Source organism: Microbacterium sp., from assembly GCF_036277215.1.
Taxonomy (GTDB): Bacteria; Actinomycetota; Actinomycetes; order Actinomycetales; family Microbacteriaceae; genus Microbacterium.
In genome coordinates this window covers 1-25,438 of record NZ_DASUNI010000131.1, presented here as the reverse complement: position 1 = coordinate 25,438, position 25,438 = coordinate 1, and the positions used below count along the sequence as shown (strand labels likewise).

At 69.8% G+C, this 25,438-nt stretch carries 20 protein-coding genes, 3 tRNA genes and 2 pseudogenes; 10 read left to right on the top strand and 15 right to left on the bottom strand.

Annotated features, from left to right (window positions below):
- The 4 genes and pseudogenes from VFX99_RS06850 to VFX99_RS06835 form a co-directional block, all read left to right on the top strand.
- Positions 1-228, top strand: a pseudogene (locus VFX99_RS06850) (hypothetical protein); the annotation flags it as partial.
- A 328-nt stretch (positions 229-556) separates the two neighbouring features.
- Positions 557-1,027, top strand: coding sequence for a DUF6220 domain-containing protein (locus VFX99_RS06845; RefSeq protein WP_329665559.1), 471 nt, complete (start codon positions 557-559; stop codon positions 1,025-1,027).
- On the top strand, positions 1,024-2,928 hold the full coding sequence (locus VFX99_RS06840) for a multicopper oxidase family protein (protein ID WP_329665558.1): 1,905 nt from the start codon (positions 1,024-1,026) through the stop codon (positions 2,926-2,928). The genes VFX99_RS06845 and VFX99_RS06840 overlap by 4 nt, the downstream gene beginning before the upstream one ends.
- Before the next feature lie 79 nt (positions 2,929-3,007).
- Positions 3,008-5,365, top strand: coding sequence for an excinuclease ABC subunit UvrA (locus VFX99_RS06835; protein WP_329665557.1), 2,358 nt, complete (start codon positions 3,008-3,010; stop codon positions 5,363-5,365).
- A 265-nt stretch (positions 5,366-5,630) separates the two neighbouring features.
- Here VFX99_RS06835 and VFX99_RS06830 read toward each other — a convergent pair whose 3' ends face one another.
- The 3 genes from VFX99_RS06830 to VFX99_RS06820 all read right to left on the bottom strand — a co-directional run bounded on the left by VFX99_RS06830 (position 5,631) and on the right by VFX99_RS06820 (position 8,937).
- On the bottom strand, positions 5,631-6,113 hold the full coding sequence (locus VFX99_RS06830) for a recombinase family protein (RefSeq protein WP_329665556.1): 483 nt from the start codon (positions 6,111-6,113) through the stop codon (positions 5,631-5,633).
- 63 nt (positions 6,114-6,176) lie between these two features.
- On the bottom strand, positions 6,177-7,910 hold the full coding sequence (locus VFX99_RS06825) for a sodium:proton antiporter (protein ID WP_329665555.1): 1,734 nt from the start codon (positions 7,908-7,910) through the stop codon (positions 6,177-6,179).
- Between the two features lie 4 nt (positions 7,911-7,914).
- Entirely contained in the window at positions 7,915-8,937 is a 1,023-nt protein-coding gene (locus tag VFX99_RS06820; RefSeq protein ID WP_329665554.1) for a malate dehydrogenase, read from the bottom strand.
- A 148-nt stretch (positions 8,938-9,085) separates the two neighbouring features.
- On the opposite strand from VFX99_RS06820, the gene ypfJ reads away from it, so the two are divergent.
- Both ypfJ and pip read left to right on the top strand, forming a co-directional pair.
- A complete protein-coding gene (gene ypfJ / locus VFX99_RS06815; protein WP_329665553.1) occupies positions 9,086-9,958 on the top strand; it encodes a KPN_02809 family neutral zinc metallopeptidase in 873 nt (290 codons plus the stop codon).
- Positions 9,955-10,992 carry a prolyl aminopeptidase gene (pip, locus tag VFX99_RS06810; RefSeq protein WP_329665552.1) on the top strand — a complete coding sequence of 346 codons (1,038 nt, stop codon included), beginning with the start codon at positions 9,955-9,957 and terminating at the stop codon, positions 10,990-10,992. The genes ypfJ and pip overlap by 4 nt, the downstream gene beginning before the upstream one ends.
- Here pip and VFX99_RS06805 read toward each other — a convergent pair.
- From VFX99_RS06805 to VFX99_RS06780, 6 genes are all read right to left on the bottom strand, one after another.
- Positions 10,989-12,668, bottom strand: a complete 1,680-nt coding sequence (locus VFX99_RS06805) for a GMC family oxidoreductase (protein WP_329665551.1) — start codon at positions 12,666-12,668, stop codon at positions 10,989-10,991. The genes pip and VFX99_RS06805 overlap by 4 nt on opposite strands.
- Positions 12,665-14,458, bottom strand: coding sequence for an aldehyde dehydrogenase family protein (locus VFX99_RS06800; RefSeq protein WP_329665550.1), 1,794 nt, complete (start codon positions 14,456-14,458; stop codon positions 12,665-12,667). The genes VFX99_RS06805 and VFX99_RS06800 overlap by 4 nt, the downstream gene beginning before the upstream one ends.
- A gap of 87 nt (positions 14,459-14,545) precedes the next feature.
- Entirely contained in the window at positions 14,546-15,826 is a 1,281-nt protein-coding gene (locus VFX99_RS06795; protein WP_329665549.1) for a kynureninase, read from the bottom strand.
- The gene (locus VFX99_RS06790) at positions 15,813-16,799 is read right to left on the bottom strand and encodes a hypothetical protein (protein WP_329665548.1); all 987 of its coding nucleotides are present in this window, start codon (positions 16,797-16,799) and stop codon (positions 15,813-15,815) included. The genes VFX99_RS06795 and VFX99_RS06790 overlap by 14 nt, the downstream gene beginning before the upstream one ends.
- A 3-nt stretch (positions 16,800-16,802) precedes the next feature.
- The gene (gene kynA / locus VFX99_RS06785; protein WP_414684330.1) at positions 16,803-17,594 is read right to left on the bottom strand and encodes a tryptophan 2,3-dioxygenase; all 792 of its coding nucleotides are present in this window, start codon (positions 17,592-17,594) and stop codon (positions 16,803-16,805) included.
- 101 nt (positions 17,595-17,695) lie between these two features.
- A complete protein-coding gene (locus VFX99_RS06780) occupies positions 17,696-17,956 on the bottom strand; it encodes a glutaredoxin family protein (protein ID WP_329665546.1) in 261 nt (86 codons plus the stop codon).
- Positions 17,957-18,060: 104 nt separating this feature from the next.
- On the opposite strand from VFX99_RS06780, the gene VFX99_RS06775 reads away from it, so the two are divergent.
- Positions 18,061-19,206 carry a glycosyltransferase family 2 protein gene (locus VFX99_RS06775; protein WP_329665545.1) on the top strand — a complete coding sequence of 382 codons (1,146 nt, stop codon included), beginning with the start codon at positions 18,061-18,063 and terminating at the stop codon, positions 19,204-19,206.
- Positions 19,207-19,241: 35 nt separating this feature from the next.
- Here the strand turns inward: VFX99_RS06775 and VFX99_RS06770 are convergent, their stop codons facing one another.
- Positions 19,242-20,348: a xylanase gene (locus VFX99_RS06770; protein WP_329665544.1), complete on the bottom strand. Its 1,107-nt coding sequence runs from the start codon at positions 20,346-20,348 to the stop codon at positions 19,242-19,244.
- Between the two features lie 215 nt (positions 20,349-20,563).
- Between VFX99_RS06770 and VFX99_RS06765 the strand changes: the two genes are divergently transcribed.
- Entirely contained in the window at positions 20,564-21,076 is a 513-nt protein-coding gene (locus VFX99_RS06765; RefSeq protein WP_329665543.1) for a glycine cleavage system protein R, read from the top strand.
- 24 nt (positions 21,077-21,100) lie between these two features.
- Here the strand turns inward: VFX99_RS06765 and VFX99_RS06760 are convergent, their stop codons facing one another.
- The 4 genes from VFX99_RS06760 to VFX99_RS06745 all read right to left on the bottom strand — a co-directional run bounded on the left by VFX99_RS06760 (position 21,101) and on the right by VFX99_RS06745 (position 22,748).
- Positions 21,101-22,261, bottom strand: a complete 1,161-nt coding sequence (locus VFX99_RS06760; RefSeq protein WP_329665542.1) for an aminotransferase class I/II-fold pyridoxal phosphate-dependent enzyme — start codon at positions 22,259-22,261, stop codon at positions 21,101-21,103.
- Between the two features lie 172 nt (positions 22,262-22,433).
- A tRNA-Phe gene (locus tag VFX99_RS06755) sits at positions 22,434-22,506 on the bottom strand.
- Positions 22,507-22,575: 69 nt separating this feature from the next.
- A tRNA-Asp gene (locus tag VFX99_RS06750) sits at positions 22,576-22,649 on the bottom strand.
- 26 nt (positions 22,650-22,675) lie between these two features.
- Positions 22,676-22,748, bottom strand: a tRNA-Glu gene (locus VFX99_RS06745).
- A 275-nt stretch (positions 22,749-23,023) separates the two neighbouring features.
- Here VFX99_RS06745 and VFX99_RS06740 point away from each other — a divergent pair.
- On the top strand, positions 23,024-24,427 hold the full coding sequence (locus VFX99_RS06740) for a M23 family metallopeptidase (protein ID WP_329665541.1): 1,404 nt from the start codon (positions 23,024-23,026) through the stop codon (positions 24,425-24,427).
- Positions 24,428-24,476: 49 nt separating this feature from the next.
- Here the strand turns inward: VFX99_RS06740 and ppa are convergent, their stop codons facing one another.
- Entirely contained in the window at positions 24,477-25,010 is a 534-nt protein-coding gene (ppa, locus tag VFX99_RS06735) for an inorganic diphosphatase (RefSeq protein WP_329665540.1), read from the bottom strand.
- Between the two features lie 235 nt (positions 25,011-25,245).
- Between ppa and VFX99_RS06730 the strand changes: the two are divergent.
- Positions 25,246-25,438, top strand: a pseudogene (locus VFX99_RS06730) (tRNA(Ile)-lysidine synthetase); the annotation flags it as partial.

Here is a 25,438-nt window from a genome sequence, read left to right as displayed (position 1 = left end):
GACATCAACGCCCGACTCGCCTATCGCGGGCTGGCGGTGGATCTGCGCTCCGAACACCCCTCGGCGCGTGCCATCTCGCGAGGAGCCGCGCGCGTGCGGAAGGACGCCGCTATGAGAGGCCGGGTCGCCGAGGTAGCGACCGCTCTGGCGGCGTATGACTCCGTCGGCATCATCGAGCGGACGATGCTCGAAAGCATGGATGCGGCCGACTCGCCCGCGGAGACGTGAAATGCCGTGGTGGTCACGGCGACCCGGCTTGTATGACGGCCGTCGCATCTTTTCCACCGATCTCGGCCGCGGGGGTCTTGCGGGGCGAGGGAATCCGCTGTCACAATTCCACGACGACAGACGGAAGCCTGCATCTTCCGATTGCTGAGAACGCCTGGGGGGCGTGATGGGGAAATCTGCAGCGACGTTCGTCGCGGGTGGTCTCTCTGAGTGCGCCGCGCGGGCCCTGGAGCAACACGATGTATCGGGGAGCGGCAGTCCGCCCTCCTGACAGTCGTCGACGCACCTTGCGTCGCCGTCCGATCCGCATACCCGAAGGAGTGTCACTGTGCGCAAGGTCTTCTCGATCGTCAGCATCCTCGCGGTGCTCGCTGTCGTGCTCCAGTTCTATTTCGCAGGAGTCGGCGTGTTCAGCATTCCCGAAGAGGGTCTGTTCGGCATCCACGGCAACAACGGCCGCATCGTGCTGCCGATCCTGTTCATCCTGTCGCTCATCACGGCAGCGATCGCACGCGCGGGCAAGCGGACCATCTGGCTCACGGTCATCGCGATCCTGCTGCTCGCACTGCAGACCGTGATCTTCATCTTGACCGGCGTGATCTTCAATGTCAGCCCGGAGTCGGCCGAGATCCCGCTCGCCGCGACCCTCACCGCGAGCCTGCACGCGCTGAACGGCGTGGCGATCCTCGCCCTGACGAGCGTCATCGCCCGCCGCGCATGGGTGCTCGCATGGCGTTCCACGCCGACCGCCGAGACCGTCGCCGACCGGACTGACGCACCCGCCGCCACCTCGCCGTGAGTGCGACCGCACTCCAGCTCATCGCGCTCGCCCTCGGCCTGGGCAGCGCGGTGTGCTGGGGTGCTGTGGCGACATCCGCCGCACCGGTGCGGCATCCGGCGTGGTGGGGACTCGCCGCAGGCGCCGCTATGGCCACCGTCGGGACGCAGGCCGCTGTCGTCGCGCTGTGGGCCAGGGACTGGTGGTTCGCCGCTGACCGCGTGATGACGTCAGCACCGCTGGCCGTCGCGGCGCTCGTGTGGTTCGCCGTGTCCGCCGCACGCGACCTGCGGGCGGGCGGCGCAGCATCGACGTCGTCCCGGATCGCCGCGTGGGGCGGCGCGTTCGCCGGCGCCGCCGGCGCGTTCGTCGCCTTCGTCCTCGGAGCGCCCCTGTCGGCATGGGCTGCCGCCGCCGTGGTCGTCGCCGTGCTCGGGGCGACCGCCATCGCGGCGCTCGCCCTGTCGCAGCGGCGAGCCCGCCGCCCGCTCACGACGGTCATCGCGGCTGCGGCCGCCGTCGTCCTCACCGCAACCGGGCTGTCACTCGCCGCCGAGGCGGCACCCGGCCCCCTCGAGGCGGCTCACGCGCACGACAGCGGGGTGGCCCAGGGCATTCCGGGAAGCCGTACCGTCACGTCGGTCACACAGCTGCGCGAAGACCCGGGCCGTGCTGCGGATGTGACCTACCGCCTGGAGGCGGCGCGCACTCCCGTCGAACTCCCGTCGGGTGCACAGGTCGACGCGTGGACGTACGGCGAAGTCGGTGGTCCCGCCCTGGAGGCGACCGAGGGGGACCTCGTGGAGGTCACCCTCTCGAACCGCGACATCGACGAGGGTGTCACCATCCACTGGCACGGCGTCGCGGTGCCGGGCGGCCAGGACGGCGTCGCCGGCGTGACACAGGATGCCGTGGCCCCGGGCGACAGCTACACCTACCGGTTCGAAGCCATCGAGCCCGGCACGTTCTGGTACCACACCCATCAGCGGTCATCCACGGGCGTGGTGAAAGGGCTCTACGGGACGCTCGTCGTCCATCCCGCGGACCAGTCGCGCGCCGAGGTGGATCTCGCGGTGCCGCTGCACACCTTCGGAGGCCGCCTGGTGCTGGGCAAGACCGACGAGGCCCTGCTGCAGACGGTCCCGCCCGGCACGGAGGTGCGGCTGCGGCTGGTCAACACCGATCAGACCACGCACACGCTGGCCGTCACCGGCGCCGCCTTCCGGGTGCTCGCCATCGACGGCGCGGACCTGCACGACCCGGGCGAGCTCCAGGGCGTCTCGATCCAGATCCCGGCCGGGGGCCGTTACGACCTCGGTTTCACGATGCCCGAGGACGGTGTACGGGTGACGGATGCCGCATCGCGGAGCGCGTATCTCGGACTCGTTCCGGCCGACGACGCGGCGGCGCCGGAGGCCGTTCGCGCCCGCGCCGTGTTCGACCCCCTGACCTACGGCGCCGGCCCGATGCCCGAGTGGGCGCAGGAGCCGTTCGACGTCCAGCGCACGATGGTGCTCGACCGGCTGCCGCGGCTCACCACCGACGGCCCGGCATATGCCTACACGGTGGACGGACTGGTCTATCCGCACATCGAGCCGACGGTGGTCGACGAGGGCGACACCGTCGAGGTGACGATCGTCAACCGCGGGCTCGAGGTCCATCCGATGCATCCGCACGGCCACCGCGTGCTCCTCCTCGAGATCGACGGACGGCGACCGGCGGGCCCGATCTGGCTCGACTCGTTCGACGTCGGTCCCGGGCAGGTGTGGAAGGTAGCACTCGTCGCCGACAACCCCGGCATCTGGATGGATCACTGCCACAATCTCGAGCACGCTGCCTTGGGCATGGTGACCCACCTCGCATACGAGGGCATCGTGTCGCCGTTCGAGCACGGCGGGGCAGCGGGCAACGACGCGGAGTGACGGCATCCGATTGCGGACGGATGCTGTCCGCGGGGGCGGCCAGACTGGGCGCTAGTCTGATTCGCCGGAGGAACCGCACATGACGCAAGGCCCAGCATCCGCCCATGTCGCCGATTCGCACGCGGTGATCCGCGTCGTCGGGGCCCGCGAGAACAACCTGAAGAACGTCGACGTCGAGATCCCGAAGCGGCGCCTGACCGTCTTCACGGGGGTGAGCGGCTCGGGCAAATCCTCGCTCGTCTTCGGCACGATCGCGAACGAGTCGCAGCGGCTGATCAACGAGACCTATCCGACCTTCGTGCAGCAGTTCATGGGTCAGCTGAGTCGTCCGGAGGTGGACGCACTCGAGAACGTCAGCCCCGCGATCATCGTGGACCAGGAGCGGATGGGGGCGAACTCTCGCTCGACGGTCGGAACCGCGACCGACGCGCAGGCCATGCTGCGGATCCTATTCAGCCGCCTCGGGCAGCCGCACGTCGGTTCGCCGCAGGCCTTCTCGTTCAACATCCCGTCAGTGTCGGGGGCGGGAGCCGTCACGTTCGAAAGGGGCGGCAAGAAGGTCAAGGAGCGGCGCTCGTTCGAGATCACCGGCGGCATGTGCCCCCGGTGCGAGGGCCTCGGCGAGGCGAGCGACATCGATCTGGACGAGCTGTTCGACAAGACGAAGTCGCTGGCAGACGGCGCGATCACCGTCCCCGGCTACAACGTCGACGGGTGGATGGTGAAGGGTTTCACCGAATCGGGGTTCGTCGACGCGAACAAGCCGATCCAGGACTACACCGAGCAGGAGCGCCAGGACTTCCTCTACAAGGAGCCCACGAAGGTCAAGCTGCGGGACTTCAACATGACCTACGAGGGACTGGTCCCGAAGATCACCAAGTCCCTGCTGCAGAAGGACCGGGACTCACTGCAGCCCCACATCCGCGCCTTCGTCGAGCGGGCCGTCAAGTTCACCGCCTGCCCCGATTGCGGCGGCACCCGGCTGAACGAGGGCGCCCGCTCGTCGAAGATCAAGGGCGTCAACATCGCGGATGCCGCGGCGATGCAGATCACGGATCTCGCCGCGTGGCTGGCCACCGTCGACGACGCCGAGGTCGCACCGCTCATGGCGGGCCTGCGGGCGACGATCGACTCCTTCGTCGACATCGGACTCGGGTACCTCTCGCTGGACCGGTCGTCGGGCACACTGTCGGGCGGCGAGGCCCAGCGCACCAAGATGATCCGCCACCTCGGGTCGGCCCTCACCGACATCAGCTACGTCTTCGACGAGCCGACCGCGGGCCTTCATCCTCACGACATCCAGCGAATGAACGCGCTGCTGAAGCTGCTGCGCGACAAGGGCAACACCGTGCTCGTCGTCGAGCACAAGCCCGAAGTCATCGAGATCGCCGATCACATCGTCGACCTGGGGCCCGGGGCGGGTCGCGCCGGTGGCGAGATCCAGTACACCGGCAGCGTCGAAGGGCTCCGGTCGTCGGGCACGATCACAGGCCGCCACCTGGACGACCGCGCGAAGCTCAAGGACTCCACGCGCGAGCGCAAGGGCGCGCTCGAGATCCGCGGTGCGACGCAGCACAACCTCAAGGACGTCGACGTGGACGTTCCGCTCGGCATCCTCACGGTGGTCACCGGCGTGGCCGGTTCGGGCAAGTCCTCGCTGATCCACGGGAACGTCCCCGCCTTCGACGACGTGATCGTCGTCGACCAGGCGCCCATCAAGGGCAACCGCCGCAGCAGCCCGGCGACCTACACCGGCATCCTCGACACGATCCGGTCGGCCTTCGCGAAGGCGAACGGCGTGAAGCCGGCCCTGTTCAGCGCCAACTCCGAGGGCGCGTGCCCGGCCTGCCGCGGGCTCGGCGTGATCATCACGACGCTCGGGTTCACCCAGACGGTCGAGACCCTCTGCGAGCTGTGCGGCGGCTCGGGTTTCAGCGACGAGGTCCTCGAGTACCGGCTCGACGGCAGGAACATCGCCGAGGTGCTCGCGATGTCGGCATCCGAAGCAGCGGAGTTCCTGGGCAAAGGCCCGGCGCACGCGATCCTCGTGCGCATGATCGACGTCGGCCTCGGCTACATCACCCTCGGTCAGGCCCTGAACACCCTCTCCGGCGGCGAGCGACAGCGGCTCAAGCTCGCCATCTCGATGGCCAAGAAGGGCGCGATCTACGTGCTCGACGATCCGACGACCGGTCTGCATCTCGCCGACGTCGAGAACATGCTCGCGATGCTCGACCGACTCGTCGAGGCGGGCAACTCGGTCATCGTGATCGAGCACCACCAGGCGGTGATGGCCCACGCGGATTGGATCATCGACATCGGTCCCGGCGCCGGCCACGACGGCGGCACGATCGTCTTCGAGGGCACCCCGGCGGACCTGGTCACGAAGGGCAGGACGCTCACGGCGAAGCACCTCAAGGCGTACGTGGGAGCCTGACCGCGCCGGCGCGCCGGCAAAGCTCCGGTCGTTGAGCGAGGGCCGGAGCGACCGTAGCGAGACGCCGCACCCGAGCGCTCTTGATGCGCTGCTCACTTGGCGCGAAACGTCCCTTGAGCGCCGCCGTGCGACGGAACGCGTCAACCGAGCGCTCCGTCACCCTGCTCGCCTGGCGCGAATCGTCATCTCGGCGCCTCGAAGCGCCGGAATGCGCCAAGCCAAGCACGTGGATGACCCCACGAAGCGACCCACCGAATCCCGCCGGTCAGCGCCCCGCGTCGTACAGGTGCCGACCGCCGTGCTCGAGCACCTTGACGACGACTCCGCGTCGGTGCAGCTCGGCCACGGTCCGCGTCTCCTCGTCGATGTCGCGGCCGAGCGCATGAACGGTCGCCACGACGAGCACGTCACCCGTGCGGAGCGTGCCGAACAGGCGCACGAGGCGCTCCTCCCACGACTCGAGCGTCTCGGGCGACGGGTGGCGGAAGCCCTCGATCGGCACGCCGAAGCGCGTCAGCTCGTCGCGCTGCTCGACCACGCTGGGCATGTCGTCGCGCGAGATCACCAGACCGACCAGTCGCGAGCCCGCCGGGCGAGCCAGCCACCAGTCGTGATCGCGCTGCAGCTCGGTGAAGCACTTCGGGCAGTCCGCGGCCTGGTGCGGCAGGTGCAGGGGGCTGGTCTCCGCGTGCGGATCGTCGGCGAGCGCCGACGAACGCCTCACCGCGGCATCCGTCGTCTCACTCATGCGTCCATTCTCCCTCGGCCGCGGACGTGTGGATACCGCGGGGCCACCGACACGGCAGGGCGGTCAGTCCTCATCGTCGAGTCGAAGCTCGAGGCTGAGCTGGTCGGCATCGAGTTCAGCGAGCGCATGGCGCAGAGCAGCGGTGCTGAACGCGCCGTCGCGCGACAGCGCGTTCAAGCGCACTCGCATGGCTCCGATGAGCGCAAGGCGCAGCTCGAGCACGTCCTTCGCCCGTGTCGACACGTCGTCGTCGGGAGGCTGCGTCATCCGCGACCCGACCGTGTCGAGCAGCTCGGCCGAGAACGCCGAGCCGTCCCTGCGCACGAGTGCGCCCGAGGCGATGCCGGATGCCGCCGCCACCCGCATCTCATCGCCCAGACGGCGCTGCTCCTCGGCCGATGGGCCGGACCTGCCCGACCCCTCGAGCTTCAGCATGCGCACCAGCCACGGCAGCGTGAAGCCTTGCAGCATGAGGCTGCCCACCGCGACGAGGAACGCCACGAACACCAGGAGTGCCCGCTCCGGTGTGTCGCGCGGCAGCGTTTGGGCGGCGGCCAGGGTGACGACGCCGCGCATGCCCGCCCACACGATGACGGTCCCGTGCTTCCATCCCAGTGGCGAGGACTGGTAGTAGTCGAGGTCGGCGAGAGCCCGGGTGACCCGGGTGCGCATCTGCTGCAGGCGCCGCTCTCGTCGCTCGGGCGACGCCGGCCCGCGGCGACCCGCGTTGCCCGGCGGTGCGTGCGCGGCAGCCTCGTCGATCCGCACGGTGAAGCTCTCCAGCCGCTCCCGGTTGAGCCGACGCGCCCGACGCCCCTGCGATGAGACGAGCACGGCGACGTAGCCCGACCGCACCAGGAGGATGATCCCGACCGCGGCGGCCGCCAGCCAGGCGGCATGCCCGAGGCCCTGGTCGGCTGCGAGGTTGGCCTCGACGATCTCCTTGAGCTCGAGCCCCATCACGAGGAACACCGCACCCTCGAGCATGAGCTCCACGGTCCGCCAGTTGAGCTCGTCCGAGAGGCGCTGCTCGGGGGTGAACCAGCGCGCGGCGCCCTGGCCGGTCACGATTCCGGCCACGACGGCCGCGACCAGTCCCGAGCCGCCGAGCTGCTCGGTGGGAAGGTACGCGACGAAGGGCACCACGAAGCTCAACGCGGTGTTGGCCGCCGAGTGGGCCACCCATGCTCTGGCGCGCAGGGCGAGCAGGCCCACCAGCGCGCCGATGACCACGGCGATGACGACACCCCAGCCGAACGCCCAGAGTGCGCCGCCCACCGGAACGCTGCCGACCGCGATCGCGGCGACGGCCGTGCGCAGCAGCACGAGAGAGGTCGCGTCGTTGAGCAGGCTCTCGCCCTCGAGCATCGTCACGACGCGCGGCGAGATCCCGAGCTTCTTCACGATCGAGGTGGCCACGGCATCCGTCGGGCTCAGGATCGCGCCGAGCGCGATCGCGAGGTACAGATCCATCTCCGGGATCACGAGCAGGAAGAAGCAGGCGAGGGCGGCCGCGCTGACCAGGACGAGGAGGATCGACAACCCCGCGATGGGCCGGAAGTCGCGACGGAATTCGATCGCCGGAAGCGAGACGGCCGACGAGTAGAGCAGCGGCGGAAGAACGCCGACCAGGATGATCTCGGGGTCGATCTGCTGAGGCGGCACGAACGGGAGAAGACTCACACCCGCCCCGATCGCGACGAGGGCGAGCGGACCCGCGATGCCGATGCGGGGTCCGAGGGCGGTCGCGAGTGCGACCACGATCACCCCCACGACCGCGATGACGAGCGCCTCCATGCCGCTACAGAACTCCGAGGGCCCGCACGGCGTCGCGCTCTGCGACGAGTTCGGCGACAGAGACGTCGATGCGCGCGCGGGATCGGTCGTCGATCGGGAGGCCCTCGATCACGCGATACCCGCCGCCGTCCGACGAGACCGGGAATGAGCAGACGAGGCCCTCCGGGATGCCGTACTCGCCGCGCGACACGACCGCTGCCGACGTCCAGGCCGTGCCGGCCTGCTCGTCGCGCACGTGCTCGATCGCGGCGTGCGCGGCGGATGCGACCGACGACGATCCGCGCACGTCGATGATCTCGGCGCCGCGACGCGCGACGCGCGGGATGAAGATGTCGTCCAGCCACGCATCCGCCGTGTCGCGGCCGCCGAAACGTGCTGCCAGCGCGTCGATCACCGGCTCGCCGCGAACCACGGCGTGCGAGACGTCCGGGAATTGCGTCGCCGAATGGTTGCCCCAGATCGCGAGCCCGCTGATCTCGTCGGGCGGCGAGCCCAGGGCTGCGCTGAGCTGGCCCAGTGCGCGGTTGTGATCGAGCCGGGTCAGTGCGGTGAAGCGATCGGCCGGCACGTCCGGTGCGGATGCCGCGGCGATCAGCGCGTTGGTGTTGGCAGGGTTTCCGACCGCCACGACGCGCACACCGTCCGCAGCGACGGCGTTGATGGCCGCGCCCTGCGGCCCGAAGATGCCGGCGTTCGCGGCGAGCAGGTCGGCGCGCTCCATGCCAGGACCGCGTGGGCGGGCGCCGACGAGCAGGGCGATGTCGCATCCGTCGAACGCCGCGAGCGGATCGTCCGCCACGTCCACCTCCCGCAGCAGCGGGAATGCGCAGTCCTGCAGTTCGAGTGCGGCGCCTTCGGCGCTGCGCACGCCCTGGGCGATCTCGAGCAGCCTCAGCCGCACTGGGCGGTCGGGGCCGAGCATCTCTCCGGCCGCGATCCGGAAGAGGAGGGCGTACCCGATCTGCCCGCCCGCGCCGGTGATCGTGACGGTGGTCGCGGCGGGGCCACGCACAGCAGATGGCGCCATGCCCCGAGCCTATTCCCCCGGCTCTCGTTGGTTCACGCGGGCGAAAGGCCGTTGCCGGGGAGATCACGGGGTGTGCGCACTTTACCGGACCCGCAGCGGCCCGCGAGGGGTCTTCGCCCCAGCGGGCGTGCGCGGGTACGTTTACGGCATGACTTTCAACGACAACGCGAGCGTCGGCGGCAACACCGCCCGGCGCCGTGGTGCCGGCGTGGCCGTCGCCGGCGGTGGCATCGCGGGGCTCGGTGCCATCGCGGTGCTGCTGTTCCAGCTGTTCACGGGCACCGACATCTCGGGTCTGCTCGGTGGCGGCGGCGTGCCTCAGGAATCGGGCAGCGGCACCGAGATCGCGCAGTGCGAGACCGGCGCGGACGCCAACGCCCGCGACGATTGCCGGCTCGCCGCGGCATCCCTGTCGATCAACCAGTTCTGGGGAGCCACGGTGCAGGGATATCGAGAGCCGCAGCTCATCATCGTCGATGGATCCACGGGCACCCAGTGCGGCACCGCCTCCAACGCGACCGGGCCGTTCTATTGCCCGCCGGAGGAGTCGATCTACGTCGATCCGACCTTCTTCGCACTACTGCGCGAGCAGTTCGACGCCACCGCGGGGCCGCTCGCCCAGCTGTACGTGCTGGCGCACGAGTACGGTCACCACATCCAGCAGATCACCGGGATCATGCAGCAGTACCCGAACAACGGCACGGGCGAGGACAGCAACGGGGTGCGAACCGAGCTGCAGGCGGACTGCTTCGCCGGGGCGTGGGTCGCGGACGCGGCGAACCAGCTCGATGCGAACGGGGTGCCGTACCTTCAGACCCCGACTCCGCAGCAGATCAACGACGCGCTCAACGCGGCCGAGACCGTCGGCGACGACCACATCCAGCAGCAGTCCGGGGGCGCCGTGAACCCCGAGACCTGGACGCACGGCTCCAGCGAGCAGCGCGCACAGTGGTTCACCACCGGCTTCGAGCAGGGCGTCGGCGCGTGCGACACGTTCTCGGTTCCGGGAAGCAGCCTGTGACCGCACCGAGCGAGCTCGACTGCCTCTACCCGCCGATCGAGCCGTACGAGACCGGACAGCTGCTCGTCGGCGACGGGCACCGCGTCTACTGGGAGCAGAGCGGCAACCCGCAGGGCAAACCGGTGGTGTTCCTGCACGGCGGTCCGGGCGCCTCGACATCCCCCTGGCACCGGCGGTTCTTCGACCCCGCCAAGTACCGCATCGTCCTCTTCGATCAGCGCGGGTGCGGTCTGAGCACCCCGCACGCGAGTGACCCCGCCGCGGACCTGCGCTTCAACACGACGTGGCACCTGGTCGCCGACATCGAGCTGCTGCGGCGCAACCTCGGGATCGCCCGCTGGCAGGTCTTCGGCGGCTCGTGGGGAAGCGCGCTCGCGCTGGCGTACGCCGAGACGCACCCGCAGTCCGTCACCGAACTCGTGCTCCGCGGCATCTTCACGCTGCGCCGCCACGAGCTGGAGTGGTTCTACGAGGGCGGCGCGTCCGCCCTCTTCCCCGATCTGTGGGAGGACTTCATCGGCGCCATCCCGGTGCTCGAGCGCTCACGCATCATCGAGGCCTACCATCGCCGGCTCAGCAACCCGGATCCGGCCGTCCACACGCCCGCGGCGGTCGCGTGGACGCAGTGGGAGGCCGCCACCCTGACGCTGCGCCCCGATCCGCAGCTCGTCGCGGAGATGACCGAGCCGGCGGCCGCGACCGCGTTCGCGCGGATCGAGAACCACTTCTTCCTGCACGACGGCTGGTTCCGCGAACAGCAGCTGATCGACGACGCGGGCTCGCTGCGCGGCATCCCGGGTGTCATCGTGCAGGGGCGCTACGACATCTGCACGCCGATCATGACGGCTTGGGATCTGCATCGGGCGTGGCCGGATGCCGAGCTGATCGTCGTCGACGACGCCGGGCATTCGGCCAGCGAGCCCGGGATCGCGGCGGCTCTCGTCGCGGCGACCGACCGCTTCGCGGCGGATGCTCCGGCGGCCGTGCCGCAGAAGGCCGGGTCGCAGAAGGCGAAGAGGAAGGCGAGCGGCTAGGAGCTCGCGGCGCTCCGCTGCGGCTGCCGCCCTCGGATCAGGTCGGCGGCGACCTCGCCGATGACGATCGCCGCCGCATTGGTGTGGCCGCGGATCAGCGACGGGATGACCGAGGCATCGGCCACCCGCAATCCGTCGACTCCGCGGACCCGCAGTTCGGGGTCGACGACCGATCCGGCATCCGATCCCATGCGCGCCGTGCCGATGGGGTGATAGAGCGTGTGCGAGTAGCGCCGGAGCGACAGCTGAGCCCGCTCGGCCGCCGTCATGTTCTCCCCGCCTTCGGGCACCACCCAGCCGCCCGTCATCACGGCGCGCAGCGCGTCGGTCGCGAGCAGGCGCTCGCACGCTGCGATGCCCGCGAGCAGGGTCGCTTCGTCGATGCCGTCAGGATCGCTGAGGTAGTTCGGATCGATCGCGGGCTTGTCGCGCGGGTCGGCGGAGCGAAGCCGGATCGTGCCGCGGCTGCGTGGCCGGAGCAGGATCGCCGCCACCGTCAGTCCCTCGGCGGGAAGCGGCACCAGGCCCTCGCCCACGAACGGGCCGGGCGCGAAGAGTATCTCGATGTCGGGAAGTGCGTCCGCCATCCCGGTGCGCTCCGCGACCTCCGTGCGCACGTACCCGTAGGCCTCTCCCACGTTCGAGGTCAGCATCCCGCGTCGTGTCGTCAGGTAGCGAGCGAGCTCGCCGACCGTTTCGGCGCCGAACAGCGTGCCGCTCTTCGCCGCGGGCGCGAGACCCGCGACGAGATGGTCCTGTAGGTTCGCGCCCACCTCCGCGCTGTCGACCACAACCGGGATGCCGTGCTCGGCGAGATGCCCGGCCGGCCCGATGCCCGACAGCATCAGCAGCTGCGGCGTGTTCACGGTGCCCCCGGCGAGGATCACCTCGCGCCGGGCGACCGCGTGCCGGGTCACCCCGTCGATATCGACGTAGACGCCGGTCGCGCGCGGCGCCGTCGGGTCTGCGTGCGGCGCAGTCCGGGTGAAGGTGACCCTCCGCGCGAACGCGCCGGTGACGACGCGGAGGTTCCGGCGACGCTTGGCGGGCCGCAGGTACGCATCTGCGGTCGAGGCACGAGCGCCGCGTCGCTGAGACACCATGGTCTGGGCGAAGCCCTGTGCCTCGGGGAGGTTCGGTGCGGTGAGCGCGTGCCCGGCCTCGCGCGCCGCGTTCAGGAACGCCGTGGTGTGCGCACGCGGGTCGCGCTGATGCTGGACGTGCTGCGGGCCGTGCGAGCCCTGCGTCGGATCCGCCGGGTCTTCGGTGCGCTCGACGCGGTGGAAGTACGGCACGAGCGCACGCCACGACCAGCGCTCGCCGGCGGCATCCGCCCAGTCGTCGTAGTCGGCAGCGAATCCGCGGATCCACATCATGGCGTTCAGTGACGACGAGCCGCCGAGCGTCTTGCCGCGCGGCCAGTAGACCGAGCGGTTCTCCAGCGCGGGCTGCGGAACGGTGTCGTAGTTCCAGTCGTACGCACCGCGGAAGAGCTTCTTGAACGCGGCCGGCACGTGCAGCTCGAGCGCCGTGTCAGGACCTCCGGCTTCGAGCAGCAGCACCGATACGGCGGGGTCCTCGGACAGACGCGCGGCCAGCGCCGCGCCGGCCGATCCCGCGCCGACGACGATGTAGTCGGCCGTCAGGTCGCGAGCCGGACGCCGCGACGCGCTCATGCCCGGAGTGCCTGGACGAACGTGCCCGCAAGCCGGGCGACGTCGCCGTCCATCCGGTAGCGCGTGAATCCCTCGCTGACGGTCGCCCCGGTGCGGGAGTGCACGAACCACGGCGGCTTGGGCAGCACCACGGCGGCCGACAGGCGGCGCGACCGCAGTCCCTGCGGGATCGACCGCGGGAACGGGCGGAACGGGCCGCGGGTCACCGACCGCTCCACCCGGTCGAGCAGAAGCGCGTTGTGGACGATGCCGATGCCGCTCTGCGCGTCTTCGATCGTGGCGCCCGGGTGCCCGCCCCACGTCAGGGTCGGTGTGAGGAACGCGAGCGCGGTCCACGAGTTGACCGAGACGGCGCCGTACCGCAGCTCCGCGATCGCCCGCTCGACGCCGTCGCCGAGGGCCTCGAGAGTGTCCGGATCGATCAGGATGTTGGCTCCGAGCGTGCCCGCGATCCTGTCGTTCGCGTGGTCGACGGCGGCGTCGAGGAACTCCTGCCCGTTCCCGCGGAGCTCCACGACGCCGAGCACGGGCGCGAAGTACTCGGTGGTCTCCAGCGCGGTCGCATCCTCCCCCGGCCCGACCTCGATCAGCAGCCGGCTCGCAGTCCCCCGTCGGGTCGCGCTCGGATAGCTGGATGCCGCGGCATCCAGCTTGCGATCGCTGTGCGGGTACCAGATCGGACGGTCGGGTGCGTCGTCGAAGGCCGACCTCAGTGCCGAGAGGAACGCATCCCGCTGCGGCCAGTCGGAGCTGAGGAGGACGACCTGGCCGGCCAGGCAGTTGTGACCGCTGTTGTACAGCCGCATGGTCACGATGTGCTCGGCCTGGTAGCGGAGGTCGGCGTCCGTCCACGTGCCGGGCACGACGATGACCGGCGAGACGCCGCCGAGTTCGGCGGTGATCGGCTTCGCCAGCTGCGGTCGTCCTTCGCGGCGTCGACGGACCGCGGGCGCTCCCGTCCCCCAGACGATCGCGTCGAAGGTCGCAGTCGCACCCGTGATGTGCACGTGGTCGATGCCGTCGTGGCCCGTCAGGTAGGCGCCGACGTCACCCCCGCCGCGCACGATCCGCAGGAACCCCGGCTCGATGAGCGGCGCGAGCACTCGCTCGTAGACCGGCATCAGCGCGTCCTGCGTCGGGTTGATCTTGAGCAGGACCACCCGGTTGTACGCGAGCAGTTCGTACAGCAGGTCGAGCACCGGGATGGACGTGACGTTCCCCGCGCCGAGGACGAGTCCGACCCCGCCGCCGCGGGTGGGATGCAGCTGGGCGAGTCCGGCGGACGCCCGCGCCTCGGTCGCCGTGACCCCGGATTCGAACCAGACCTCGCCGGTGTGGCCCGCGACGAGGACGGCGTCCTCGGCGTGCAGCGGAAACGCGTGCGCCCGCAGGCGACCCCCGGGTGCGGCATCCAGCTTCACACCGTCGAGGGGACTCCCGCCCTTCGCGAGGGCCTCCAGACTCTCCCGGTAGGCCTGCACGGCGACGAGCGCGGCGTACGGTCCGGGCAGCCATTCCTCTCCGCGCCGGGGATGACCGGGCCCGAGACCTGTCACGAGCGCTGCCGTCTCGGCCCATTCCTCGGCGTTCGCGGCGGTCGTGGCGTGCAGGCGCTCGAGCAGGCGGGCGCGCTGGCCCAGGGTGAGGTGCGACCAGGCCCGTGCGCCGGTGCGGAGGTCGGCGATCGCGGCGTCGAGCCTCTCGCGCTCCGCCTCCGGCAGCGCCGCGGTGCGGGCGGCAGTATCCGCGGGGGCAGGGTTCGCGGGTGCTGACTTGCCGGTGGGCGTCACGGCGCTCTCCTTCGGGCGGGAGGCTCCAGCATACGTCGTGGAACCCAGTGCCAGCCTGGGTGGGTCTTGATCTCAGCCCCGCCCGGATCAGGGGCCCTCGGCGATCACCGCGTCGCGGACGGCGACCATGCCGGAGAGCGTCTCGGCGAAGCTCGTCGACAGCGGCGAGAGACCGATCCGGAGGCCCTCGGGGTCGCGGTAGTCGGGGATCACGTCACCCTTCCACAGCCGCGCCGTCACGGCGCGCATCGACGGATGCTGGAGAGTCACGTGCCCGCCGCGGTCCGCCGGATCGCGGGGAGACGCCACTGTCACCCCCAGCGGGGCGAGCAGCTCGTCGGTGAGTCGCACCGCGAAGCCGGTGAGCGCGATCGACTTCGCCCGCACGGCATCGATGCCGACCTCGTCGAGCAGCGCGAGCGTGTCCTGCAGCGCAAGCATCCCGACGATCGGGGGCGTGCCCGAGAGGAACCGCCGCATGCCCGCGGCGGGCACGTACTCGGGTCCCATCGCGAAGACGTCCGCGGCGCCCATCCAGCCCTGGATCGGCTGGGCGAGCCTGTCCTGGTGGCGGTGCGCGACATAGGCGAACGCCGGTGAGCCGGGACCGCCGTTCAGATACTTGTAGGTGCATCCGACCGCCAGGTCGAAGTCCCAGGCATCCGCCTCGACCGCGACGGAGCCGGCGGAGTGGCACAGGTCCCACAGGATCAGCGCGCCCGCGTCGTGTGTGAGGCGGGTCAGTTCCGGGGCATCCGCCAGGAATCCGGAGCGATACGCGACGTGACTCAGCACCACCACCGCCGTCCGCGGGCTGAGCGCCTCGCGGAGCGCATCCGGGCTCACTCCTGAGAAGCGATCCACGGTGATCCACCGGACGCGCCCGCCGCGCTCAGCCGCGATGCCCTCGACCAGGTAGCGGTCGGTGGGGAAGTTGTCGGTGTCGGCGATGATCTCCACCCGGCGGTCGTCCCCGGCGTGCTGCGCGTCGAACGCAGCGCGGATCAGCTTGTAGAGGAGGACTGTCGTCGAGTCGCCGATGACCGTCTGGCCGGGCGCCGCCCCGATCGCCGCGCGGCCGACGGCGTCGCCGATCTCGAACGGCAGCGCCATCCACGACTCGTCCCAGCCGCGGATCAGGCGGCCACCCCACTGCTCGTGCACGAATCGGTGGAGGCGCTCGGCGGAACGGCGCAGCGGTCTGCCGAGCGAGTTGCCGTCGAAGTAGACGAGCGACGTCTCGGAGCCGATGAACTCGTCGCGCAGCGGCGCGAGCGGGTCGGCAGCGTCCAGAGCGGATGCTTCGGCTGCGAGCGCGGATGGGAAGGCCGCGACGCGATGGGACGAGGGGTCGTCAACCGTGGTCATCGGAGATCAGCTCCTCTGTGGGGACGACGGTCGCGCCGCCGAGCCAGGCGGGGATGGCGTCGACGTCGGCGGGTGGCGCGCCGGGCACGAATGTGGCGACGCCCTGTGAGCGCTCGGAGCGGGGCCAAGGATCTGTGAGGGCGTCCAGCAGATCGGTGCCACGCAAGCCGGCCGAATGCAGCGCGGTCAGTTCGCGCGCGTTCACTCCCACCGGCAGGTCGCCGTTGCCGAGGTCGGTGCCGTAGAGGACGACTCCGCCGGCCGATACGAAGCGCTCCAGATTCATGCGTGCGATCCGATCGGCGTCCCGGTCCTCGCGATGGATGTCGAGGGTGGAGATCCACCGCTGGCCGCTGACGACCGCGGCCTGGATGAGCTCCGGGTCGAGCAGCTCGCTGAAGGGCGCGTGGGCCAATGCGTCGACGCCTGCCTCGATCGCGATCCGGACCATTCCGCTGCCTTCCGCATGCGCGACCACCGGCAGTCCGTGCCCCCGCGCGGCGCCGAGGATCGCCGACAGCGTGCCGGGGTCGAGAACTGTCCCGCCGTCCGCGTTCAAGGCGACCTTGACGACGGATGCCCCGAACGAGGCCTGCTCGTCGACCGCGGTCGCGGCGCCGCCCGCGACACCGGGATGGTCGGACGGATCGCTCACCTCGCGGACTGCGGCGGGCGGCGTCCACGCGCGTCCCATCGGGTATCCCCCGGGAGAGGTGAGAAAAGCACCGGCATATGCCAGGCGAGGCATGCCCTCGATCGGGCGCCGGGCGAGTTCGACCGGGTCGCCGCCGAGATCGAGTACGCCGGCGATCCCGCGGCCGCCCAGCGCACGCTCGTCGATCAGATGCAGGTGCACGTGGTGATCCACGAACGGCGGCAGCGCAACGCCCGCTTGGAGGCTGATCGCGCGCCGGCACAGCCGGGCGTCATCGCCGAGGAGCTCGCGGAGCGCGAAGGGGTCGTGGTGCGGCATCCGTCACGAACCGATCTCGGTGCGTACGGCGAACAGCTCGGGGAAGAACGTGAGTTCGAGGGCCTTCTGCAGGAAGGGCACGCCGCTCGATCCTCCGGTGCCGGTCTTGAAGCCGATGATCCGGTCCACCGTCTTGAGGTGCCGGAAGCGCCACAGCTGGAAGTTGTCCTCGAGGTCGACCAGCTCTTCGCAGGTCTCGTAGGCCGCCCAGTGCGCCTGCGGGTCTTCGTAGACGGAGGCGAAGATCGGAACGAGCTCCTGCGTGAAGGTCCACGCCTGCGTGACGTCGCGCTCGAGCACCTCGGCGGGGATCGGATAACCCGCCCGGGCGAGCAGCCGCAGGAACTCGTCGTACAGGCTCGGCGCCTCCAGCGCCTGACGCACCAGCAGCTCGGCTGCCGGGTCGGCCTCGAACACCCGCAGCATGCCGGCGTTCTTGTTGCCGAGGGTGAACTCCACCGCGCGGTACTGCGCGGACTGGAACCCGCTGGCGTTGCCGAGGACGCCACGGAACTGGGCGTATTCCGCCGGTGTCAGCGTCGCCAGCACCGACCATTGCTCGGTCAGCGTGCGCTGGATGTGCTTCACGCGGGCGATGCACTTGAGCGCACGGCCGAGCTCGTCTTCGCGGAGGAACCGGCAGGCGGCGGACAGCTCGTGCAGGACCAGCTTCAGCCACAGCTCGGTCGTCTGGTGCTGGATGATGAACAGCAGCTCGTCGTGGTGCTCAGGTGAACTGAGCGGATGCTGCGCCGCCAGGAGCGTGTCCAGCTCGAGGTAGCCGCCGTAGCTCATGCGATCCGAGAAGTCGGTGACGACCGATCCCTCGATCGCGCGCGTATTGCGTTCGACGCCTTCGCTCACCCTCTCAGCGTAGTGAGCGCAGCGGACCGGCGTCAGATGAGGGAGAGCTCGCGGAGCTTGGACTCGACGTCCGCGTTGGTCGGCTCGACGTGGTGAGAGGAGTCCGGGTACACGACCACCGGAATGCTCGTCCGGCCCGAGATCTCGCGGGCGACGTCGGCGGCGGCCGGGTCCGATACGAGGTCGACGTAGTCGTAGACGACACCCAGTCCGTCGAGCTGGGTCTTCGTGCGGACGCAGTCGCGGCACCAGTCCGCGCCGAAGACCGTGAGGGTGGAGGGGGAGGAAGTCATCCGACAAGCCTACGAGTACCCGACTGGGTAGCCGCTGGACGAGCGTTGTCCTCGGTGCACCGGATGCCGGGAGGGTGTGGGCACATGCGACGATGGAATCTCTCATGCAGCTCTCGATCATCGTTCCGACCTACAACGAGGCTCCCAACGTCGCGGAGCTCGTTCGTCGTGTCACGGCCGAAACCCGTGGAATCGACGCGGAGATGATCTTCGTGGACGACAGCACCGATGCCACCCCGGACGTGGTGCGGGAGGTCGCAGCATCCGCTGGACTGCCCATCCGGCTGATCCACCGGGAGCGCCGCACCGGGGGTCTCGGCGGCGCCGTCCTCGAGGGTCTCGCGGCCGCCGCGGCGGACGCCTGTCTCGTGATGGACGCCGACCTGCAGCATCCGCCCGAGGAGATCCGCGACATCTACGCCCGGTACGCGGAGGGGGACGTCGACGTGGTGGTCGCGTCGCGGTATGCCGGCGACGGAACGTCCGCGGGTCTGGCCGATCGGACGCGGGTGCTCGTGTCGAAGGCCTCGACCGTGCTCACACGCGCCATGTTCCCCATTCGGCTCAAGGACGTCTCCGACCCGATGACCGGATTCTTCCTGATCGATCGCCGGGCTGTGGATGCCGCCACCCTCCGACCGCGCGGATTCAAGATCCTGCTCGAGATCCTGGCGCGCAAGAACCTCCGCGTCGCCGAGGTGCCGTTCGATTTCGCCGGCCGACACGCCGGGTCGTCCAAGGCGTCCATGCGCCAGGGCTTCCACTTCCTGACGCAGCTGACAGCGCTGCGCTTCGGAAAGATGTCGCTGTTCGCCGTCATCGGCGGCCTGGGGGCCATTGCGAACGTCGCCATCGTGTGGGCCCTCACGCAGCTGGGCGTCAACTACATCGCCGCGGCGATCATCGCCTCCGAGATCACCATCATCGGGAACTTCCTGCTGATCGAGCGGTTCGTGTTCCAGGACATGAGAGGCCAGGCATCCAACGTCTGGTCGCGATTCGCGAAGTCGTTCACGTTCAACAACGCGGAGCTTCTGATCCGGATCCCGATCGTGGCGCTGATGGTCACGGGTGGACACTTCTCCAGTGTGATCGCAACCGCCATCACGCTCTTCGCCGCCTTCATCGTCCGGTTCGTGTTCCACTCGCTGGTGGTCTACGCGCCGCGGAAGGCCGGAGCGCGGACCAGCCGGGCACGCCAGTTCGTCGAGGAGCTCGACGCGCAGGCGATGTCTCCCGGCGAGCTCTAGCCTGGGCCGGAGTGAGCGGCGGAGGCCGGCTCGGTTCAGCCGATCAGTCCGACGAGCGAGTCCAGCCCCATGCCGTAGTTGATCCGGATGGTGGGCATCGCGAGCTTGTCCGTGCCGATCGTCACGTAACCGGGCTCGATCGTGCGGGCCATCTCGAACCCCGCCTCGCGCAGCCCTTCCTTGGCGGTGTCGTTGTAGTGACCGAAGGGATACGCCATCACCTGCTTGACGCCGCCCAGCACCGCGGCCGACGTCTCCATGTCGGCGGCGATCTCCTCGGCAGTCCAGTTGACGATGCGCCCCTGACCGTTCGCCCCCGCGGTGTGCATGTTGTGGGTGTGCGAACGCTGCTGGACGTACATCGACGGGGAGGGCCCGGTGCCGTCGATCGTGATGCAGAACGCGGTGCTCAGGAGCTCCTTCTCGATCACGATGGGCATACCCATCTCGAGCCAGGTGATGTCGCAGTCGTCGTCGGTGATGATCACCGAGTGGCTCGGGAGATAGAGCCGACCGTCGATGAAGGCGCTCAGCTCGTCCCACGTCGGCAGGTAGAAGCCGGTCGAGGCAATGTGCTCCATGTGGGCTTCGAAATCGCCGATGTAGGCGTAGTTGCCGCGCAGCCAGCCGTCCTCGCCCTCCGGACGCGCGGTGAACTGGTGGTACATCAGAATCGGGATGCGCGCGTCTTCCGCGGCGTTCTCGTCGGGCGTCTTCCATGAGCCGTAGAGGGTGGTCTCGCGATCGGTGCACGCGACCGGCTCGGAGCCGTTGACCCGGCCCGGCACGGCGAACGCCGAGGCATCCTCCGGCGTCGCGTACCAGCCGGCGAACACCATGCCGTCGCGCTGCGGAACCGGGAGGTCGGCGTACAGCACGCCCTGTTTCTGCAGCGCAGGCTCCGCGGAGATGCCCTCACCCTCGAAGGTGACCGCGCAGGCCTCCGGGTCGTCGGTGCTCGCGAGGAGCGCCTGGGCAGGCGAGGACGGGTCAGCCGGCGTTGCGGGCGACGGAGTCACCGCTGGCGCGGGAGCGGACGGCGATGGTCCCGCCGTGGCATCCTGCGCGCCACGTGTCGCGGCCAGAACCGACACCGTCGTGACGATGCCGGCGATCAGGAGAACCGCCGCGAGGAAGGTCACCAGTCGGCGGCGCCGGCGGACGCGAGGTGAGACGCCACGTGTGCGCGGACGGATTGGTGGAGAGTCGGTCACAGCCCTTATCCCGATGACAGGCGGCGCTCCGACTGTCGGACAGGCGCCTCACCGCCTCATCGTAGGGCTTGGTCCCTGAGAACCGGGGAACGGCGAGGCCGTTCCCCGTCACGCCGACGTTCCGCCTCGCTACGCTGAGCCCCATGACAACGCTCGTGCTCACCGTCGTCGGAGACGATCGCCAGGGCCTCGTCGCAGCCGTGGCGGACGTCGTCACCGCCCATGGCGGCAACTGGGAGAACAGTCAGCTCGCCGAGCTGGGCGGCGCGTTCGCGGGCATCATCGAGGTCTCCGTCGCGACGGGCCGGGTGGAGGAGCTGCGGACGGCGCTCACTGAGCTCGACGGTCTGCTGACGATCGCGACGCACACCGGCGACTCGTCGACGGATGCGGCAGCCCCGCGCTCTTTCGCCTTCCGCGTGCTGGGCAACGATCACCCCGGCATCGTGCGCGAGGTCTCCTCGACGCTCAGCGCCCATGGCCTGAGCATCGAGCGGATGACCACCGAAACTCGTGACGCCGCGATGTCGGGTGGGCGCCTGTTCGAGGCGACGATCGCGGCGAAGGTGCCGGCATCCGTCGGGATCGACGAGGTGCGGTCGGCGCTCGAGCAGCTCGCGGCCGAGATCCAGGTCGACGTCTCGCTTGACGAGTGACGGCCGACCCGCCGCAGTGTCGCGCTACCGCCGCGCCGCGACGAGTTGCGGCAGAGCGCGCTCGATCGTGTCCATCGTCGCCGTGAGCGAGATGCGGAAGTGCTCGGGCCTGTCGAAGATCGTGCCCGTCATGAGGTAGATGCCGCGCTCGGCCAAGGCATCGCAATACGCGTCGGAGTCACCGCCGGGCGCGCGGCCCCACAGATAGAACGTCCCCTCGGGGCGGGTGAGCGTGTAACCCGCGTCGCTGAGGGCATCGTAGAGCCGGTCGCGCTTGCGGGTCAGCTCCGCCATGTCGATGGACACTCCCTCCAGCGCCGGAACGCTGTACTGCATGAGCGCGTTGGGGAAGTTCCAGCCGATGGCGAGCTGGAGCGGCATCAGCGCGTCGCGCAGCTCCTCCCGCTCGGCTGCGGGAAGCAGCGGTGAGAGCGCGAGGTAACCCAATCGCTGACCGGGTGCCAGCAGGACCTTGCCGTAGCTGTAGGCGATCATCGTCCACGGATACGACACCGCGGGGGTCGTGAAGCCGATGCCGTCGAAGCGGATCCGCCGGTACGGCTCGTCCGACAGCAGCCAGATCCGGCGTCCGGAAGTGCGCGACGCGCGTTCGAGCACGGCCGCGAGCGCGTCCCACGTCCCCCGCGGGAAGACCCTGCCGGTCGGATTCGACGGCGAGTTGACGATGACCACGCGCGTGCGCGGTGTGATCGCATCCGCGATCGCGTCGACATCGAGCGAGAAGTCGGTGGTGTCCAGCGCGGCCGGAACGGGAACCAGATTCGCCGCGTGGAGCATCGGGTCGTAGCAGAACCACCCGGGCACCGGGATGACGACCTCGTCGCCCGCATCGGCGACCAGCGCGAGCGCGAGCGCGATCGCGCCGAAAGCCCCCTGCGTCATCGCGATGTCCTCCGGCTCGAAGTCCAGGGCGAGTTCGGCGCGGATCCCTTCTGCCACCGCCTCCTGTGCGGACCACTCGTTCGTCTTGTAGGCGTACCAGTCGACGGACCTCGGCTCGAGCTGGTCGCGCATGGCATCCGTGAGGCCGGGCAGAGCCATCTCGTGCGGATTGCCGAAGGTGAAGTCCAGGGCGTCGGGATCCTGAGTGAGGGACTGCATGCGGGCGAGGTACGCCGTCACCCGGTCGATCGAGGCCTTGGCTCTGACAGCTCTCTCGGACATCGCCATGCCGACCGCCCCCTCCATGCCGCACTGCGCGAACCCGGGAAAAGACTTCCGGGTCCGGCATCCGTCGTCAATGGGATGCGGTCCGCGGGGCGGGCGTCCGTCTTCAGGAATGAAGTCCGGCGGAATGAAGAAACCCCCTCCTGTAGAAGCCAGAAGAGGGTCTCAGTGGCTCCGACGGGCGTCGATCCCGTGACCTCACGATTTTCAGTCGTGCGCTCTACCAACTGAGCTACAGAGCCGCGCGGCATCCGGAGATGTCACGTCCTAGACGAAAGGCCCCTTCGAAGAAAGGGCCCGTCGCCGTGGAGCGACCCTGACGGGACTTGAACCCGCGACCTCCGCCGTGACAGGGCGGCACGCTAACCAACTGCGCTACAGGGCCATGCGTATGAAGTTGTGTGTCGGGAGTGACCCCAACGGGATTCGAACCCGTGCTACCGCCGTGAAAGGGCGGCGTCCTAGGCCGCTAAACGATGGGGCCGGATGAACCCGGGGGCTCACCGTTACCGACGCTCAAGCATACGCAATCCGCTGCTCATCCGCCAATCGAGCCGGCGGCGCGGGGCTGCTGACCCGGCGCCCGGTCCTGGCTGCGCCTGGGCGAGCCTCCCGTCGCGCGCCTCCGCGCTGTGTGGAATGGGACAGTGCGCATCGGCCCGAACAGCGGGAGGATGAAGGGGCCATCAGGACTTTTCCGTTGCGCCTGTGACTCATGTTGCTAATGTGATCCAAGTCGACTTCAGAGAGGAGGGATGCGTGGACTCCGAGAACACCCCGGACGAGTGCGGCTGCGCACCGTCACCCTCTGAGCGCCGGGCCCTCTGGCCGGCAGTCAGCCGCCGCGGCGCCCTCGGGCTCGGTGCGCTGGGAGTCGTCGCGATCGCGGGCCTCGGCGGTCCGTTCTTGCCGGGAGCGTTCGGCGCGACTTATCCCTCCTGGGAGGACGTGGAGGCTGCGAAGGCCAATGAGGCCGCCAAGGCCGCAGAGGTCTCCAAGATCCAGGGGCTGATACAGAGCCTGAACGCCGAGGTCGCCCGCACGCAGGAGGCCGCCAAGGTCGCGTCGGACCTCTTCTACGAAGCGCAGCAGGCCTTCTTCGCGCAGGCTCGGCGCGCCGATGAGCTGCAGGCGCAGGCCGATCAGCAGGCCGCGCAAGCCACGGAGTCCGCGAACAAGGCAGGGCGCCTCGCGGCGCAGCTCTATCGCAACGGCGGGGACGACACGTCGCTCGAGCTGTTCTTCGCCGGCTCGGCGGCGACGACCGACGACCTGCTCGCCCGCCTGGGCACGATGGACAAGCTCATCGAGCTGAACACCGACGTGTACTCGGACGCGGTCACTGCGCGCGACTCCGCTCAGAGCCTCAGCGACCAGGCCGTCATCGCGCGCGCCGAGCGCGACCGACTCCAGGCCGAGGCCGAGCAGAAGATGATCGCGGCCCAGGAGGCGGCCAACGCCGCCCAGGCCGCGCTCGATGCCCAGACCGCGAACCTCGCGACGCTCCAGGCGCAACTCGCCGCTCTGCAGGACACGACCACCAAGACGATCGCCGACTACCAGGCCGGAGTCGAAGCTGCGCGGATCGCGGAGGAGCAGCGCCAAGCCGCCCTGCGCGCGGAAGCCGAGCGGCGCGCCGCCGAAGAGGCGGCCGCGGCGGGCTCGTCAGGCGGCGGTGGCGGCGGCGGCGGTGGTGGCGGTGGCGGCGGCGGTGGTGGTGGTGGTGGTGGCGGCTCCACCAGCGGATCGGGATGGTCGAGGCCGGGTGGCGGAGGGGTGTCGTCGGGCTACGGCCCCCGCTACGTGCAGTGCGGCAACGGCTACTGCTCCAGCGGCTACCACGAAGGCACCGATCTGGGGCAGGCCTGCTGGTCGGGGATCTACGCCGCGCAGTCCGGCACCGTGGTCTACGCCGGGTACAACGGCGGATACGGCAACTACATCAAGATCGACCACGGCGGCGGCGAGGCCACCGGCTACGCGCACATCTCCAACGGCGGCTTCTACGTCGGGCACGGGCAGTGGGTCAACTCCGGCGATCTCATCGCGGCCACCGGTCAGACCGGCAACTCGTTCGGATGCCATCTGCACTTCGAGGTGTACATCAACGGCCGCACCACGAACCCGGAGCCCTTCATGGCAGACCGGGGCGTGTGGCTCTGACCTCGCGGTAGCGGCGCCGGGCTCGGGACGGACGCCCGCCGAGATCGCGTCAGACGGTCTTGGGTGCTTCGCCCTCACCCTGCGTCTTGGTCTGACCCTCGTGCTCCGCGAAGCGGACGATCGCCTCGTCGAGGATGCGGTCGGCCTCGGCCTTGCCGGCCCACGAGTCGACCTTGACCCACTTGTTCGGCTCGAGGTCCTTGTAATGCTCGAAGAAGTGCTCGATCTCCTTCTTCGTGTAGTCCGGGACGTCTTCGAGGTCCTGGACGTGGCTCCAGCGCGGGTCCTTCGTGAGCACGGCCACGAGCTTGTCGTCGCCGCCGGCCTCGTCCTTCATCTTGAGCACTCCGACGGGACGGACGTTGACCATCACACCGGGGAACAGGGTGACATCCAGCAGCACGAGCACGTCGAGCGGGTCGCCGTCTTCGCCGAGGGTGTTCTCGAAGAATCCGTAGTCGGCGGGGTACCCCATCGGCGTGAACAGCACGCGATCGAGGAACACGCGCCCGGTGCCGTGATCGACTTCGTACTTCACGCGGCTGCCGCGGGGGATCTCGATGACGGCGTCGTGTGCGCCCATGCGTGTGCTCCTTGGATGAGGGTGGGATGCCGCGGACCAGCCTACCCGCGGCGTTTCCGCCTTCGGAATTCGGCCCTGCCGGTCGCACGGGTGGGCCGGCACCGCGCTTGGGCGTGCACAACGTCGCTGATCTGTGCACGAAGTCGCCCGCGGATCGCGGAATCCGGCGGTTCAACGCCGGATCAGCGTCGTTGTGCACGGGGCTCCAGGACTCGGCGGGAGGTAGCGTGGGCGCGTGGACCAGCGGCCGAGCCTCGACCCTGCCGTCGCCGAGATCCGCTCGGCCGTGCGCACCGCCCTCGTGCGCCTCGACTCCGGTTCGACGGTGGTCGTGGGGCTTTCAGGTGGCCCGGACTCGCTCGCCCTTACCGCCGCCACCGCCTTCGAGGCGGAGAAGCTCGGCATCCGCGTACGCAGCGTCACCGTCG

Coding starts and splice junctions, on each gene's coding strand:
- VFX99_RS06835 (WP_329665557.1), top strand. CDS start 3,008: ATGACGCAAGGCCCAGCATCCGCCCATGTCGCCGATTCGCACGCGGTG.
- VFX99_RS06830 (WP_329665556.1), bottom strand. CDS start 6,113: ATGAGTGAGACGACGGATGCCGCGGTGAGGCGTTCGTCGGCGCTCGCC.
- VFX99_RS06825 (WP_329665555.1), bottom strand. CDS start 7,910: ATGGAGGCGCTCGTCATCGCGGTCGTGGGGGTGATCGTGGTCGCACTC.
- VFX99_RS06820 (WP_329665554.1), bottom strand. CDS start 8,937: ATGGCGCCATCTGCTGTGCGTGGCCCCGCCGCGACCACCGTCACGATC.
- ypfJ (WP_329665553.1), top strand. CDS start 9,086: ATGACTTTCAACGACAACGCGAGCGTCGGCGGCAACACCGCCCGGCGC.
- VFX99_RS06805 (WP_329665551.1), bottom strand. CDS start 12,668: ATGAGCGCGTCGCGGCGTCCGGCTCGCGACCTGACGGCCGACTACATC.
- VFX99_RS06795 (WP_329665549.1), bottom strand. CDS start 15,826: ATGACCACGGTTGACGACCCCTCGTCCCATCGCGTCGCGGCCTTCCCA.
- VFX99_RS06790 (WP_329665548.1), bottom strand. CDS start 16,799: ATGCCGCACCACGACCCCTTCGCGCTCCGCGAGCTCCTCGGCGATGAC.
- kynA (WP_414684330.1), bottom strand. CDS start 17,594: ATGAGCTACGGCGGCTACCTCGAGCTGGACACGCTCCTGGCGGCGCAG.
- VFX99_RS06780 (WP_329665546.1), bottom strand. CDS start 17,956: ATGACTTCCTCCCCCTCCACCCTCACGGTCTTCGGCGCGGACTGGTGC.
- VFX99_RS06775 (WP_329665545.1), top strand. CDS start 18,061: ATGCAGCTCTCGATCATCGTTCCGACCTACAACGAGGCTCCCAACGTC.
- VFX99_RS06765 (WP_329665543.1), top strand. CDS start 20,564: ATGACAACGCTCGTGCTCACCGTCGTCGGAGACGATCGCCAGGGCCTC.
- VFX99_RS06760 (WP_329665542.1), bottom strand. CDS start 22,261: ATGTCCGAGAGAGCTGTCAGAGCCAAGGCCTCGATCGACCGGGTGACG.
- ppa (WP_329665540.1), bottom strand. CDS start 25,010: ATGGGCGCACACGACGCCGTCATCGAGATCCCCCGCGGCAGCCGCGTG.